The organism is Mucilaginibacter sp. MD40 (assembly GCF_002288635.1).
In the GTDB taxonomy this organism is placed as follows: Bacteria; Bacteroidota; Bacteroidia; order Sphingobacteriales; family Sphingobacteriaceae; genus Mucilaginibacter.
Map to the genome: position 1 here is coordinate 2,986,460 of NZ_NRSW01000001.1, position 16,551 is coordinate 3,003,010.

Here is a 16,551-nt window from a genome sequence, read left to right on the forward strand (position 1 = left end):
TGCCTGATATAAATAATTTACTGTATAAGCGTTATGTTAAAGGTAAAAGTAGCTTTTACAGTTGTATTGTTTGATGTGGTATAAACTAAAGCTTGTTTTACTGTGTACTTGTCCCCTACCTTGTTATGGCCGGGGTACTGACCAAGCGTGAACGTATAGTTTTTCTCGTTGTACTCGCTGTAAACCACCGCAGTTGGCCCCCATGTAACCACATTTCCGGCGGCGCTAAACCAATGTCCGTAGCCGTTAGCGGTTGTAGTAGCATTTAGTGTTCCGTTGCTTTCAATAGCATAAAACTTAATAGCTGTACCCATTTTTGCAGTTAATTCATCAGGCTGCAGTACAAACGCGTTGGTGAGTTTAGACAGTTCTATAGATACAGGCGTACTGGTGTAATTGGCGTTATCCTGCTTAACAGATACATCATAGCTAAAATCAACATTGGTAGGTTGAGCACCGGGGTTGTTATTCAGATAACCATATACATTGGTATTCTGGAATGTTACATTGTAAGGCCATTGCTCATCATTGGTGTTATCTTCATCCCATGCATGCTGGTTATACACTTTTGGTGCGCCTGTTACCACCATCCATAACTTATCGCAATTTGCAGGAACGGTAAAACTAGCTACATCATTAGCGTTCTTATACACATTACTGTAAACCCTTTTGCCATCTTTTAAAAGTGCTACATAACCGTATCTCCAACCAGCTATAGAAGCGTCTACCTTGTTATACCCGCTGGCATTGGCCATACCTTTGAAAGTGGCAGAAACTACCGTTCCAGCTGCGGGTACATTTAACGGAATAACATTGTAACCGGTAGTTTGCGGGCAAAAATTATAATCAGGCTGGAATGATCCATCTGACTGGCGATTCATTTTTGAAATGTGCTTTCCTATATAGTTAGCGCCCATATCACGCAAAGCATCTAAATCCCAGGTCACTAATTTGGCTGAGGCATCGTATATTTCATCGTTGAATTGGTCCTGCGAAATATTGGTAATTCTTTGATAGGCCTGAATGGCATCTTCCGGTTGTTGCGATTGCCGCCACAGCTTTCCAATAAAGTCAATACCATGCTTTTGAGTCCAGTAGTAATGAATAAAGTAACTGCTATAGCGATAATCTTCGTGAAGGATATGTTTATAATAGTTATCAGTATAGCCGTTTAACCATCCGCCAAAAACTTCAGAAGGATAGCTTTGGTAGGCTTGCCATTGCGCGCATTGCTCCCAGAAAGTATTACCTCCTTTGCCACCGTAACCATATCTGAAACCATGGGTAAGGCCAAGGTCAACAGATACCATGTACTGAAACGTATGGCCAACCTCGTGTGCAATAGTGGCGCCAACCGGCTGGCAAGCCGCCGGACTTACCCAAAGAGAACCTATAATATCATCATAGCCTGAACCTGTTGCCAGCCAATCATCCTGGTGATACAGGAAGATCATCATTTTATATTTATGAAGATTAGACGTACTTAAATTTAAATCGGCAAACTTTAGCTGGTTTACGTTCAGCTGGTAAAAGCCTTCCGCCTTGCTCAGCATGGCATCAATATCCACCCTGTATTTATCAGGCACGCTGGCGTCAGATGGGTTAACTTTTCCGTACTCTTTAGACCAAAAAATAATGTAATGATCGGACTGTTTTGAACGGGCATAACAGAACTGGCTTTCTTCAGAATTCCAGTCCATGTTCGCCATATCTTTTGGCTTGTAAATTTTCAACCCTGTTTCGGTGGTTACCGGTTTAGGGTCTTCCTTCGGGATGTCTTTATTCTTTTTACAACTGGTTAATGAAGCCGAGCCAAGCGCCAGACAAAAGAGCAGACATTTGTAAACGGACAGGTAGTGGTTTTTATTTATCATTAAATTAAGGTTTGATTTCACTGAAATGCCGGCTATTACCTGGCGGCTTATTCCAGCCTACACAAAATATCCGGCTGTTATATAAGTATCGTTCAACACAACTTTACATAGCTCCTAAAAAGCTAATTGCCAGTTACTTATTCAACATATTCAAACTTAAAGAAAACCTTAACTTATATTTTTTAATAAATTAACTTATAGTACACACATATTAACAAAGTATTTGATTGTCAAATACTTTAATTTTAACCCACAAAAAATAAAGCTTATTTAAGCTTTACATCTAAGTAAACAGAATGCCGGCCGTAAGAATCATAAAATGGTTTAAATGGTACACCATCAATAGTAAATTTAAGTTCACGGGGATCACCTTTAATTCCTTTGCCAATATCATCAGCATCAAGTGTTACTTTACGCCAATCTTTTCTCGCTTGTGGTTCTTGTGCAGCAAGCAGTATAGGACCATAAAACAAACTGGCAATATTCTGCTGATCCATCACCGGATCCAGATGAAACTGGAAAGGCATTTTAAGATCTATCGTATCGCCGCTTTTCCAGTTACGGCTTATTTTTAAATAGCTGCCGGGTGTTGCCTGCAGCTTTTGCTCACGGCCATTGATTTTTACATAAAAACCTTTGGTTGCCCATCCCGGCACACGCACATACAAATCAAACTGGCCATCTCCTTTAATGGTAAGACGGGTATGGTCTTCATTAGGAAAGGCTGTTGTTTGCTGTATAACCATGTTTCTTTCTGTCCATTGCAAAGTAGATGGGATATACAGGTTTACATACAGGGACTGGTTATCTGTACTTTTAAAATAAATGGTGTTTTGCAGTTTAGTGCTACTTTCTAAAGCAGTACCATTACAGCAGGTAAAGCCTGTCATATCAGCATTGCTGAACTGCTTTACAGAGCCGGGCCTTAAAGGTACGTGATAAGTGTTACCCGCGTTGTCCTCAGCTACTGATGCCAGAATATGGTTATACAATGCTCTTTCATAGTAATCCATCAGTTCTGCCTTCGGGGTGTACATAAACAGGTCATCGGTAAGTTTTAACATGTTGTAGGTTGCACAGGTTTCGTTTTGTCCGCCGGCCGAAAAGCCGTTTTGGTACAACGTTGCAGGCTGGCTTACAAAGCATTCTGCGTTAGCAGGATTACGAGCCCCGGCAACGCCGCCTATGCTGTACATGTAATCACTCACGGCTTTGTGCCAAAAATTATCGGCCACCTCAAAGTATTCGGGGTTATTTGATGCCTTATAGGTTTCTATGCTGCCTATTATTTGTGGTATATGTTGGTTTGCATGCAGGCCCCTGAAATTATCCACGTTTTTAACTAAGCCGCTTGAGTGTTCCTTATCACCAAAAAACACCCGGATATTATCAAAACGCTGAGCTGTTTTTAAGTACTTATCGTTATTAGTGATGAGGTACATGCGAGACATTACCTCGTTCATGCCGCCATACTCCCCTGCTATATAAGTATTCCACATTTTAATAAGCGTATCCTGCGGAAGCTTGCTTAGTCGGGCGTACACCCAGTCGCCCATTCCGGTAGCAATAGCGAGTGCTTTTTTATTACCGGTTACTTCATATACATCCAGCAAACCGGCTAATATTTTATGTAAGGTATAATAAGGCGCCCATATCTGAGTATTTTGTCCGCCATATTTGGCACCGTGCTCCAGCATAATAAACTGGTCGGGCGGATAAGCGCTAATATACCCTTCGCCCCAGTTCCAATAATCTGTACGCAATCCCTGATCGGTCAGGTCAGAATCATAGGTAGATTTTCCCGGGCCGAAAGGAACAGCAACAGGGTCTGATACATGCGATCCTCCTGGATTTTTTGCTTTACCTGATAGTTGCGAAAGATCATACAGAGTATTAACCATGTATTTCATTTTAGCCTCGAAGTTGGCCTGAAGTGCCTTATCATATCCGGTACTTGCATATGCCTGTGCAATTGCTGTTAAGTAATGCCCTGTGGCGTGCCCGCGCAGTTTAGTGTCCTGGCTATCCCATACGCCAAGAGGCTGAGTACCGGAGGGTTGCTTTTGACCAAAGGTTTCGCGAAACATGTACAAAAACGAATTCGGGTCGGTTTTTGCCAAAGTCCTCAGGAATTTATCCCGGTTTTCAATAAACTTTGTTTGATGACCTTTTATATCAGTATTGAGCGAAACCTGATCGAGCCTGAATGGCTCAAGCTTTGCCTTTAATACTATTGGTTTAGCAGGCGCTTTTACTGTTACAATAGCCTTGGGCTGTAAAGAAGTGCCAGGGATGCTTCCCTTCAATACGTAGCTTCCTGTTTGTTGAACGGAATCTGTGTTAGTAGGATTAGGCCACAATACCCGAACTTTAGGGCCTTTAAACCCATTTTTGTAGGTTCCCCGCAAGTAATCAGGCAACCGGGGTAAGCTGCCTTGTTCAGTTTCCACAGTAACATCTGCAACCTTTAGCAGACGTGCATTATATAACTGAGGGTTTGCCGATGAAAAACGAGGAAGATCGTCTTCTGATTTAGCTGTTACATTTACTACCGGCTGGCTGCCGTTTAAGGCATGACCATATATATTTTTAACCTGGTTGCTGTTAAGTGCTACCCGGTATATCCGGAAATCATGTATCAGTGCATTTAAATAACCAGCTCCCGCCGCTAACGATCTGCCAATATATAACTGCTTTTTCTCAGTTTGGCGACCAAAAATTTCAGTTAATTCTTTTGGGGTACTTTTAACCTCACCTATAACCTTGCCATTAATATAAGTAATAATTCTTCCGGACGGGATATCGGCTACCAAAACAAGATGGGCCCATTTATTGGGTGCTAAGGCAGGAGCCGATACAATCGATTTGACACCTGGTTTGTTGCTAAGCATTCCGGCTTTAAAAAGTTTTGTCTCTTTTGTGCCTTCAGGAGAGGCAAAAAAATGATGATTACTATCCTTGCCAAAATCAAACAGATATTGTCCTGGCTCATTTGAACCTAAGTTGATCCATGCTGTTATACTGATGGATTCCAAATCGGTTAAAGCTTCAGCGGGGAGAGCAATAAAAGTGTTGGTGCCGCTTAAGGATAATACATTACCAAAACGGCCGTCGCGAACAAATTTAACATCACCCTGTGGTGTACCATGCAAAGTATTGCGCGACCAGTCTTTAGCGTTGCCATCAAACACATAACGCGCAACCATATCAGTCTCACCAATTCCGTCCAATATCTGGTCTCCACTTTGTGCTTTCACACCATATGCGGAGGTAATTAATATAATTAAAGAAAAAAGAAACTTCAAAAAAGTAGTATTTGCTTTCATATTGTTGTTGTACACAAAAAACATTTTTGTTCCGGTAAGGATAAGACCTATTAATACTATATAGGTAACAGACTGCACCTTTTCAAATAAATGACTAATTCTTTAATTAAAAGTCATAAAATTTATCAGCAACTAACCTTATTTTAACAAATTGGCTTTACTGCAACTATACTTATAACTTATAAAAAACTCTATGTATTGTGTACATGGCTTTTAGTTGTGGATTATATAACCATAATTGGGTGCTTGGGTGAGTTTGGCTTTCACCAAGTACCCAAAATAGCTTGTCGTTGACAAGCTATTTTGGGTATAATTATTATTTAATTAGTATGCAGATAAACAGCTTGCTTAGCTTTACATATTAACACGTTCCAGATGTATGTTAGTTAATGGATTTACGATCAGCGGGATCTTTTCAATCCTTGTTTCGCTCGTATCTAATCCAAAAGCTTTGGCATCACTCAGGGCCAGATCACTTATAGTAAAATAGCTGCTGAGAATAAAACTCTCCACTTTGCTGAGAATGTTATTGTATGATAAGAAACGTTCGATCAATACAAATTGAAAGTCTGCAGGCAAATTAAAGTTACCCAAAGATTCATATTTACTGGTAATATCAATTTCTTTTCGCTCTATCATTTCCTCTACAGCCTTACGGAATAACACATTCACCTTCGGCGGTATCCTAAAGCCGATCCGGAATTCCAAACGTATCACCTTACCATCTTCTAATTTCTCCACAGCATATTCCATTGTATAAGGAGCATCAGTACGCTCAATATGCACAAACCAATATACATCGGCACGTTTAGGCTTACGGCTCAAAATAGAATGAATTATCCGTTCTTCTATTTGCTTGCTGTTGTTTGCTTTGGTAAGGTATATGAGGTGAGTTGAATACTTAGGTATGCCCTGGTCAGAACTTACGGCCTTGAACATAGGCATATAGTCCTGGATATTCACAAAATTAAGGTAACGGTTAGTGATCTTACGTGCGCGGTACCAGATGTACATGGTAAAAATCAACCCAACCTCAAATACCAAAAAGAATAAACGTTTTAACAGTTTTACAGCATTGGTGACAAAGAAAGATCCCTCAACGGTAACAAAAACGCAAATGATAATTACTACGATCCATAATGGCCAGTGCTTTTTATACCGCATAAAATAATACATGAGGTAAGTAGTCATGAGCATAGCTACCGTAATAGAAAACCCGTAAGCGGCGGTCATGGCTTCTGATGTTTTGAAATACAATGTTACTGCAATACACCCGAAACACAACAGCCAGTTAATACTTGGTATATAGATCTGACCACGAATGTTTGATGGGAACTTAACTGTTACCCTGGGCCAAAAATTCATACTGATAGCCTCGCTGATCAATGTAAATGACCCACTGATCAAAGCCTGACTGGCAATGATTGTTGCCATGGTGGCTATGCCTATAGCCGGTAGTAACATCGCGTGCGGCACAATGGCGAAAAACGGATTTATGGCATTAAAATCATATCCGTGCGGCCTTGTAAGTACCCACGCACCCTGACCGAGGTAGTTTAAAATGAGGGCTGTTTTAACTAAAATCCAACTGGCTTGAATATTCTTACGGCCGCAATGGCCAAGGTCACTGTATAAAGCCTCGGCACCTGTGGTACATAAAAACACCGCCCCTAACAACCAAAAACCTTTAGGATGCTCGCTCAACAAATGCCATGCGTACGCCGGATTAAGCGCTTTAATGATCATAGGATAATGCGCAACCTGAACAAAACCTAAAATGCCCAGCATTAGAAACCAGATAAGCATAACCGGCCCGAATGCAGCACCTACTACATTGGTGCCAAATTGCTGAAAGAAGAACAGAAGCAATATGATGCCGATGACGATACCAATGATCAGGTCGTGGCCCGGTACAAAGTCTTTAGAAAGTGCAGGTACCAAACCCAAGCCTTCAATAGCAGATGTAACAGAAATCGGCGGCGTAATGATACCATCGGCTAATAGCGTACCGGCTCCAATAATTGCTGGTATGGCAAGGCGCTTGCCGTATCTGCGTACCAGCGCGTACAAGGAAAAAATACCGCCCTCGCCCCTGTTATCAGCTTGTAATGTGATCAGGATATACTTGAATGTGGTTTGCAAGGTGAGGGTCCAGAAAACGCATGATATGGCACCAAGTACAAGAAAAGCGTCGGCCCGCCCTCCTTCTTTAATGATAGTTTGAAAAGTATAAAGCGGTGATGTACCTATATCGCCGAATACGATGCCTAACGTGATTAATACACCCGCGGCGGATAGTTTGGTAAAATGTGGGGTTTGCATTGAGTATCGGAACGTAAATTTTGTGCGAATTTATCTAAAATGGCGTGTTTGCAAACGTTTCCATCATTTTAATTTTATTGTAATAAATAATGATACTGAGTCATACTGTTTCACATTGCTATTATTACATGAATCGTGTATTAAAAAAATGCCTCTACCCACATTCAATTAAAAGTCGAGTCGTCTGTAAATTTTATCTCCATCACTTTTTGCTCAAAAATTTCGGGGGCAACTAAAGCTTTCGCCTTGATGCGGGCTTTGTAGGTGTATACCGTGCTGACAGTATAATCCAGAATCTTGGCTATGGTTTCAACATCTGTAACACCAAGGCGCATTAATGCAAAAATGCGTAATGTTGGGGTCAGCATTTCTCCTTTCTTAAGCCATATCTGGTCTTCCTTTCTCAATAGTGAATTAAAAGAGGCAACGAAATTTGGGAACAAGGTTAGTAGTACACTATCAAGTGTGGCGTATAACTGCGTTTTTTCCTGTTGTATCTGCACATTGCCTAATACGGTTGTAGCATCCTGGTATTTACCTAACTTAATATTGTGCTGGGTTTTACGCTTCACTTTTTCCAGTGTTTCAATGTATGATGAACAGGTTTTAAAAAACAATCCTATCAATTCTTCCTTAATTTTTGATGACTCCCACAACATGCCGTTCACATCCTGCAATTCTGCGTTTTTTTCTTTGATCACTTCCTCATTGGTCTTAATGCGGATAACCTGTTTGCGGAATAAGACTAGTTGAAAAAATAGTACCACAGCAACCAGCAAAAATATCACAAGCCCTATCCAAACCATGTCCTTTTCGTGCTGCTTCTCTTCCAATAACCTGCTGGCTATCAGTGGCAGTACAGATTCTATTTGAGCAGCCCTGTTACGCGTTCCGTAAAATGCAGCATTGCCCAATGCCTCCCTGATGCAAATATAAGCGTCACTATTGCGGTCAAGTTTAAAAAACTCCTGGCCTAACAGGAATATGGCGAACGTTTCTTTAGTGGCCGAGCGCACATCGCTTATGGCGGCAAGCATTAAAAGCAAAAGCTTATCATCTCCCTCGTAGGCATGGCTAACCAAGGTAGCAGCCATTGCTATCTGATGGGCAGAGAGGCCATTAGTTAAAAAGTATCGATAATAAAATGCGGCTGTTGGCTTACGCTGTTTATCCGTTTCCGGAGCGAAAGCCATGCTAATGGTTCGTTCCAGTTTATCTGGGGTGGTGATATTGGCAGCACTTGCATAATCCCGTCGCGAGGCCTGTTTATAACGACTTGCAAAATACGCGTCGTTTTCGTAAGCCGATACCTCTGCATACAGCATAGCCCTTAAGTTCAAAAACTCATGCATGGTTGGTTTGGGCAGGGCTGCTGTATCTATTAAAGCAACAGCCTCAAATGCCTCTTTGTAAAAACCGGATTTAAGCAACACCGTAACCATTGCCATGCGGCTCTTTATCAGCTCTTCTTTTTTATTGAACTTTAGGCACAAGTTTATCATCCGGTTAACGCTTGTAACGGCCGAATCAAATTTAAATGAACTATATTCTTCAAATAATTGCGATAGAAGCACAAACTGTGGCTCAAAGCCTTTACCCGTTATAGCGGCTAAGCGCCGACTTAAAAACTGAATCCTTTGCTGTTTTTGGTGTATATATTCCGGTTCTTTACTTAACTCCGCTTTTAACACCTTCCAAAGACTATCCGTTTTGGTGCTAAACGAATAAGCTGAAAATGTAGCAAGCAAAAAGGTGACTAATAAAAGGACTCTTTTCATTGGTTATTAAGGAGTGACAGTCAACGTCCGTAAAACGATTGCTTAAAAATAAAATAATAATGTCAATTGGGTTTCTTACGAGTTGTTGATAGCCCTTAAACAATTATATATACCAATGCGATATAAGATTGAAAGCTTGATTTTGATAGGATTTGCAGTATTTAAATACCTGATTATTAATTAATTTTAAATTAAACAGTTTTGATTTTTAGTTTGACTGACATCTCGCAGCATCACAGGCAATTTTTCGTCACTACATTTGGTCTAACCGATTATAAGTGTTAAACAGACATCTTTTGGCTTCCTTTTATGCCGGTTGTTTAGCACATCAATTTTTCTGAAACTATTTACAAACCTATGAGAAGAAGATTACTCGTACTATTAGCTGCCTGCATACCTGTGTTTGCTCAGGCATGTCAAAAAAATAAATCCGGTACTGATTCTATTAAAACAAATCCTACCGGCATTAAAGTAAAATACTTTAAAAATCCGGTTATCGACGGCGACCATGCAGACCCGTTTGTGGCACAAAAAGATGGTAATTATTATTTCCTGTCAACCAAAGGCAACCGAATTACTATCGCAAAAACGCGTGCCATGTCGCAGTTGGTCGCAGCCACTGAAGCTACAGTATGGACACCACCTCAAAACACTGATCACTCAGCTGACCTTTGGGCACCGGAACTGCATTTCCTTGGCGGTAAATGGTATATCTATTTCGCGGCAGCGCAAAGCGGTGTTAACGACAGCAACCGCATGTTTGTATTGGAGAATGATAATCCAGACCCCACCCAAGGTACCTGGAACTTTAAAGGTAAGATATTTGACCAGGCAAATGATCAATGGGCTATTGATGGTTCTGTAGTTACCATAGGAGATAAAAACTATTTCACTTGGTCCGGATGGGAAAATGATAATGAAAAGTACAAGCAATATATTTTCATTGCCCCCATGGCAAACCCGTGGACATTGAGCGGGCCGCGGGTTAAAATATCATCGCCAACAAATGATTGGGAAAGATGGGAACCTACTTTTTTAGGTGCAGGTGTAAACGAGGGCCCTATCGCCCTGCAAAGAGATACTAAAAGCCCTTTGTTTATCATCTTCTCGGCCAGCCGTTACAGCAGTGATAACTATTGCCTTGCCCAAATACAGTTAAAACCCGGCAGCGATCCTTTGATGGCTGATAACTGGATAAACAAAAAGCAAGTTTTTGAAAAAAACGACAAAGCCATGGTGTACGGGACTGGTCATAATGGCTTCTTTACCAGCAGCCGTACAAATGACAAGGGCATTACCGAAACCGAGAACTGGTTTATTTATCATGCACGCCCCACACCCAACAAACCAGACCAGCCACGAACGGCACGTATGCAAAAACTGACCTGGAATAGTGATGGTTCACCAAACTTTGGTATCCCGATCAGTACCTCGGTTGATATTGCATGCCCTATAGGCGACTAACTTATCACGATCTCATAGCTGGCCAATACCCCTCGGCTTAACAAGATCAATTTATTTTAAAATAACTACTGTGCTCTGAAAAGAGTGAGACGGCTATTTCCATACATTTTTTTAAGCATTTGTAGTGGAAAAAGGCATATATGACTGATACAATTCATAAATATTCTTACAGTATGATATAAAGCATTACAACCATCGGTCGGATAACAGATAGTCTGCTGCTGTACCGCACAATACTCAGAAAAGTATTTCCATCCAAAAAACCTTAAAAACCAATTATGAGAAAACTTTTATTCAAAAACAGAGCAGGCACATTTTATCCTGCAGCCGGTTTACTTGCCTTGCTCATCAGCATCATTACTGCTGTTTGTTCGCCGGCACAGGCGGCAAAAAACAATAGCAACCCAACCGCATCAAATAACAGCGTGTTTAAAGACATTGAAGTACGCGGAACCGTTACCGATACCAGCGGCGTAGGTTTACCTGGCGTTGCTGTAAGCGTAAAGGGCCGTAGTGGCTATGGCGCTATAACCGATGTTAACGGTGGTTACATGATCAAAGTACCTGAAGACGCCACACTTGTTTACAGCATGATGGGCTTTCTCAAACAGGAGATACCTGTGCGCTCGCGCGAGTTCATAGCTGTACGGCTTAAGCAAAACGTAGCAATGTTAGAAGATGTGGTTGTAGTGGGCTACGGCACACAGCAAAAAACAACGTTACAGGCGCGCTAACATCAGTAACCTCTAAAGACCTCTTAAGAACCCCAACAGCCAGTTTAACCAACAGCCTTGCCGGCCGTTTGCCCGGATTAGTAACCATACAAAACAGCGGCGAACCGGGCGCCGATGGATCTGCTATCTACATCCGTGGTTTTGGCACTTACCAGGGCAAGAGCCCGCTGATATTGGTAGATGGTATTGAGAACAGCATTGACGGCATCGATGCCAACGATGTAGAAACGGTGAGCGTACTTAAAGATGCAGCAGCTACTGCCGTTTATGGTATGAAGGGCGCCAACGGCGTTGTGCTGGTTACCACTAAAAGAGGTAAAACAGGTAAGCCGGTGATATCACTTACTACACAAACTGCCGCACAGCAGCCGTTTAACATGCCCAAGTATCTTGACTCTTACGACGCGCTAAGTTTATTCCGCGAAGCATTGAATAATGACGGACTGAATGCCAACTTGTACACGGATGAGTATCTGAACAAATTCCGTGACCGAAGTAACCCTACCTACCAGTACCTATATCCAAATGTTGACTGGACAAAGGAACTGATTAAGCCCTATTCTATGATGACTCAGGGTAACCTGAACGTGAGCGGAGGTTCATCAACAGCAAGGTACTTTGTCTCTTTGGGTTATCTTAATCAGGGTGGTCTGTATAAATATGACGACCTGAATGCCTACAATATTAACGCGGCGATGAACAAATACAATTTCCGCAGTAACATTGATGTGGACATTACGCCCTTGCTTAAACTGGAGTTGAACCTGTCTGACATCGTACGTGACCGAAACTATCCTAACGAAACAGCCGGCGGCATATGGAACCAGTTACGCACCACCCCTTCTTATTTATATCCATTAACTAACCCCAACGGGTCAGTGCCGGGCCAAAAAGACTCGCCGCCCAGCCCCTACGGCAGATTAACGCAATATGGTTACGGTCGTTTCTTTGAAAACACTTTAAGCTCTATTGTAGGCTTCACGCTTAAATTGCCTTTTGTTACCGAAGGATTAAGCTTTAGAACACGATTTGCTTATGATGCGCAGAATTACCGTAACATATTCCGCCAGCGCAATTACTCTACTTACCGTTTTATTATTGATGAGAACGAAACCGACCTAAGCAAAGGCCAGTACCAGGAGTTAACTACAGGCGATGGCCTTCTTGGTTTCAGGGTAGATGCTAACGGCAGCCGTAAATCAACGCTGGAGGCTTATTTGAACTACGACAGGACTTTTGCCCAGAAACATGCCATATCAGCTGTGGTGCGCTATAACCAGTCTGAAAGCTTCCAGGCAACCAATACAGATGATGGTGCCATTGCCGCATTGCCATACAAACAACTGGGGTTGGTTGGCCGTGCCAACTACGCTTATGACAGACGATATGTAGCTGAGTTCGACGCCGGTTACAACGGTTCTGAAAACTTTATGAAAGGCCGCAGAATGGGTTTCTTCCCGGCAGCATCATTAGGCTGGATAGCATCTAACGAGCAGTTCCTGAAAAATTCTAAGATTATCACTCTGCTAAAGTTCAGGGGCTCTTACGGTATAGTAGGTGTTGATAACAGCGTAGGCCGCTTTGCTTATTTAAGTACATGGCAAACCGGTAACGGTAGCGGCTACCAGTTTGGGTCTGCAGCCGACGGAAATGGCTATCCGGGCGCGCAGGAAAGCGCTACCGGTAACTCTTTCCTTACCTGGGAGAAATCAAAAAAAGCCAATATTGGTGCCGATCTGGAACTATTTCAGGGAGAGATCGCTTTCACAGGTGATATTTTTAAGGAAAGGCGCTCTCAGATCTTAACTACCGCTACCATCATACCGGATGTAAGCGGCGTGCAAAACCTGCCGGCCATTAACGCAGGTATTGTAGATAATAAAGGTTTTGAAGGTGAGATCACCTGGCGCAAACGCTTTGGCAACCATAATCTGATGGTAAGAGGTTCTTATTCTTATGCCACCAACCGTATACAATACGCGGCCGAACCTGTTTATGCTTTGGCATACCGCGGTTTAAAAGGAACCCAGATAAACGAAGCTTACGGCCTTACCGCACTTGGCCTGTTTAAAGATGATGCCGATATAGCCGCCAGCCCAACTCAGCAGTTTGGTACAGTGCGCCCGGGCGATATTAAATATCTTGACCGTAATGGCGATGGTGTGATCAACAGCCAGGACGAAGGCTACCTTGGCCAGGTTACTACCCCAAAATCTATTATGGGTTTAACCCTGTCCTACACGTACAAAAACTTTGATATAAATGTCTTGTTCCAGGGCGCAACCGGTGGCAAGCTATGGTTAACAGGCACGTCGGCTTGGGCTTTCTCAAGCAACAGCTCGGTGCTGGCCGATTATCTTACCGGCCGCTGGACAACAGACAATCCCGATCCTAACGCAAAATGGCCAAGGCTATCATCATCAAATAACGTTAACAACAACCAGAACTCAACCTTTTGGCTAAGGTCATCAAACTACCTGCGCTTAAAGAATGCGGAGTTAGGCTACACCTTCCCTAAAGCATGGGTTAAACGCATAGGCTTGTCAAACATCCGCATGTTTGCAAGCGGTACCAATATTTACACCTGGTCTAAGATGAACATCTTTGATCCGGAACGGACAAACGGTTTTGGCGACTACCCGCAAATGCGTGTGATAAATTTAGGATTAAACGCTTCAATGTAACAACCATGAAAAAGATATGCACGCTGCTGCTGGCAGCATTAATAATAAGTAGCACATCCTGCAGAAAATACCTGGATGTAGTACCTGCTGAATACTCGAGCGAAAATGATGTTTACAGCAACATAAATCTGGCAGAGCAGGCACTTGCCCGCCTTTATAACGCTTTGCCCAATGAACTAACGGCCTACTATACCGCCGCCACCGATGAAACCTACCACCACTGGTTTGATAACGGCGAGGCCGTAAATGCCTATAAATATAACCTTGGTAGCTGGAGCACCAATGATAACCCCTTAGGTAATTGGTCTGGCAAATATCAGGATATAAGACGGGCCAACATTTTTATAGAACGCATTGACGGTGTACCCGTTCCGCTTGACCGTGAAAGCTATTATGCCACCTGGAAACCCCGCTACAAAGCGGAAGCCCGTTTCCTGCGTGCACAATTTTATTTTGAACTATTTAAACGATACGGGGCGGTGCCTTTGCTAACCAGTGCCAAAGATGTAGATCCTGGTAATCTGGGAGATACCCAGGTGGCGCGTAACTCTGTAGATGAAGTGGTAAGCTTTATAAGCAACGAATGTGATGCCATTGCAGCCGTGCTTCCACCCAGCCAGGATGCGGCACAAACCGGCCGTATAACAAAAGGTGCCGCTTTGGCTTTAAAAGCGCGCACCCTTTTATATGCGGCAAGCCCTTTATTTAATGGCAACCAATTGTATGCAGGTATCAAAAACAAAGATGGAAAGGCGCTTTTTAATACCTCTTATGACAGAGAAAAATGGAAAAAGGCTGCCGATGCGGCAAAGGCTGTGATAGATCTTAATCTCTACAGCTTGTATAGCCCTTTCCCGGGCAACCCGGTACAAAATTATGCTGCGCAGTTTTACACACGCGATTATAATGAGACGATCCTGCCAAGAATAATGGGTAATTCAATAGACATAGATGGTAATTACCTCCCTAACGGATCGCCGTTTAAAGGTAATGGTAAACTAACACCATTGCAGCAGCTGATAGATGCCTATGAAATGAAGAATGGCTACCCTATTACTGCAGCAGGATCTGGCTATACCACAGATGGGTTTTGGAGCGGGCAGCTTTGGGATGGTTTGAAATTTCAGAATGTAAGCAATATTTCAAATATGTACAAAGACCGTGATCCGCGCTTTTACGCCAGCATATTCTTCCAGTATGATGTTTGGCGGTTTGATGCCACACAACGCCCTGTAAGGCTGGCCTGGTTTGGCTCGGGCAATGGCGTAACTGACGGCTGGGCTACCGGGAAACCCGGTACTAACCCATGGGGGTACAACGTAAGGAAGTTCTTATCGCCTACTTATGACCGCAATGCAAACAGCGGTACAGGAACACGCAATTTCCCTATATTTCGCCTGGCAGAGATCTATCTGAATTACGCCGAAGCCATGAATGAATATTTGGATGCACCAGACCAGTCGGTTTATCAATACATTAACATGGTACGTGCCCGTGTGTCTATGCCGGGGCTGCCTATCCTGCCCGATGACAATACAAAGGCAGGCATGCGTAAACGTATCCAGAACGAGCGCCGGGTAGAACTTGCTTTTGAAAGTCATCGTTTTTGGGATGTAAGGCGCTGGCTGATAGCTAAAACAGTAGACAATGCGCCTGCATTGGGTTTAAATGCCCGTCCGTCGGCAGCAGAATTACAGGCTACCGGCTTAAACGTAGGCAGTGAAGCTGCCGGAGTAGCCGTATTTTATAAGACCGTAACCTTGCAGAACCGGGTATTTACTGATAAACACTACCTGATGCCAATACCACAAACAGAAATAGATAAGGATCCGAACTTAATCCAGAATTATGGATGGTAGGAGCTTGTAAACTTTTTAATTCCTAACCTAATCACAAAAATCGGGACGCCATTTCAAGGGCGTTCCGATTTTGTTGATTTATGTAAGTGTGTAATCGCAGCGATTACCCGTGTAATAGGCTTACATCATGTCAAATACAAACCGCTATAAGCTAATCATAATCACTTGATATCGTGTCTGGGATCATTTTTAAGTTCAGCTTTCTCAGGTAACTTCGGCTATCAAACGGTATAATATGGTTGCGTTGCGTTTCAATTTCCGGCATCCTTTTGAGGGCAAAGTATTCCTGCGAAAGGTAAACTGCACGGCACCCTGGTGCCGTACTATGGTTTATAACAGCAAAGGTGAACATGACTTTGACATACCCTTGCAGGTTACCGGCGATGGCACATATCAGGTTACTTTAAATTGGGAATTCGAAGGCCGTGCGTTTTCGCATGAATCCACTATCACCGTAAAAGACGGGCATATGCTCGCAGAAACAACCGATTGATATTTAAACTTAAAAAA

Annotated in this window: 8 protein-coding genes and 1 pseudogene; 5 read left to right on the forward strand and 4 right to left on the reverse strand. The window is 42.7% G+C overall.

All coding sequences use genetic code 11. The annotated features are described in order from the left end of the window. Nucleotides 1-17: 17 nt before the first annotated feature. The 4 genes from CKK33_RS13530 to CKK33_RS13550 form a co-directional block, all read right to left on the reverse strand. The gene (locus CKK33_RS13530) at nt 18-1,874 is read right to left on the reverse strand and encodes a DUF4859 domain-containing protein (protein WP_095704615.1); all 1,857 of its coding nucleotides are present in this window, start codon (nt 1,872-1,874) and stop codon (nt 18-20) included. Nucleotides 1,875-2,140: 266 nt separating this feature from the next. Then, nucleotides 2,141-5,200, reverse strand: coding sequence for a beta-L-arabinofuranosidase domain-containing protein (locus CKK33_RS13540; RefSeq protein WP_095705856.1), 3,060 nt, complete (start codon nt 5,198-5,200; stop codon nt 2,141-2,143). A 354-nt stretch (nt 5,201-5,554) separates the two neighbouring features. After that, the gene (locus CKK33_RS13545) at nt 5,555-7,522 is read right to left on the reverse strand and encodes a KUP/HAK/KT family potassium transporter (protein ID WP_095704617.1); all 1,968 of its coding nucleotides are present in this window, start codon (nt 7,520-7,522) and stop codon (nt 5,555-5,557) included. A 164-nt stretch (nt 7,523-7,686) separates the two neighbouring features. After that, nucleotides 7,687-9,300: a DUF6377 domain-containing protein gene (locus CKK33_RS13550; protein ID WP_095704618.1), complete on the reverse strand. Its 1,614-nt coding sequence runs from the start codon at nt 9,298-9,300 to the stop codon at nt 7,687-7,689. Nucleotides 9,301-9,657: 357 nt separating this feature from the next. On the opposite strand from CKK33_RS13550, the gene CKK33_RS13555 reads away from it, so the two are divergent. The 5 genes and pseudogenes from CKK33_RS13555 (at nt 9,658) to CKK33_RS13575 (ending at nt 16,534) form a co-directional block, all read left to right on the forward strand. Beyond that, the gene (locus CKK33_RS13555; RefSeq protein WP_095704619.1) at nt 9,658-10,764 is read left to right on the forward strand and encodes a family 43 glycosylhydrolase; all 1,107 of its coding nucleotides are present in this window, start codon (nt 9,658-9,660) and stop codon (nt 10,762-10,764) included. A gap of 278 nt (nt 10,765-11,042) precedes the next feature. Then, complete coding sequence (locus CKK33_RS13560; RefSeq protein WP_095704620.1) at nt 11,043-11,498, forward strand: carboxypeptidase-like regulatory domain-containing protein; 456 nt, start codon at nt 11,043-11,045, stop codon at nt 11,496-11,498. A gap of 17 nt (nt 11,499-11,515) precedes the next feature. Next, nucleotides 11,516-14,182, forward strand: a pseudogene (locus CKK33_RS13565) (SusC/RagA family TonB-linked outer membrane protein); the annotation flags it as partial. A 5-nt stretch (nt 14,183-14,187) separates the two neighbouring features. Further along, on the forward strand, nt 14,188-16,041 hold the full coding sequence (locus CKK33_RS13570) for a RagB/SusD family nutrient uptake outer membrane protein (RefSeq protein WP_095704622.1): 1,854 nt from the start codon (nt 14,188-14,190) through the stop codon (nt 16,039-16,041). Nucleotides 16,042-16,276: 235 nt separating this feature from the next. Continuing rightward, the gene (locus CKK33_RS13575; protein WP_095704623.1) at nt 16,277-16,534 is read left to right on the forward strand and encodes a hypothetical protein; all 258 of its coding nucleotides are present in this window, start codon (nt 16,277-16,279) and stop codon (nt 16,532-16,534) included. The last annotated feature ends 17 nt before the right edge of the window (nt 16,535-16,551 follow it).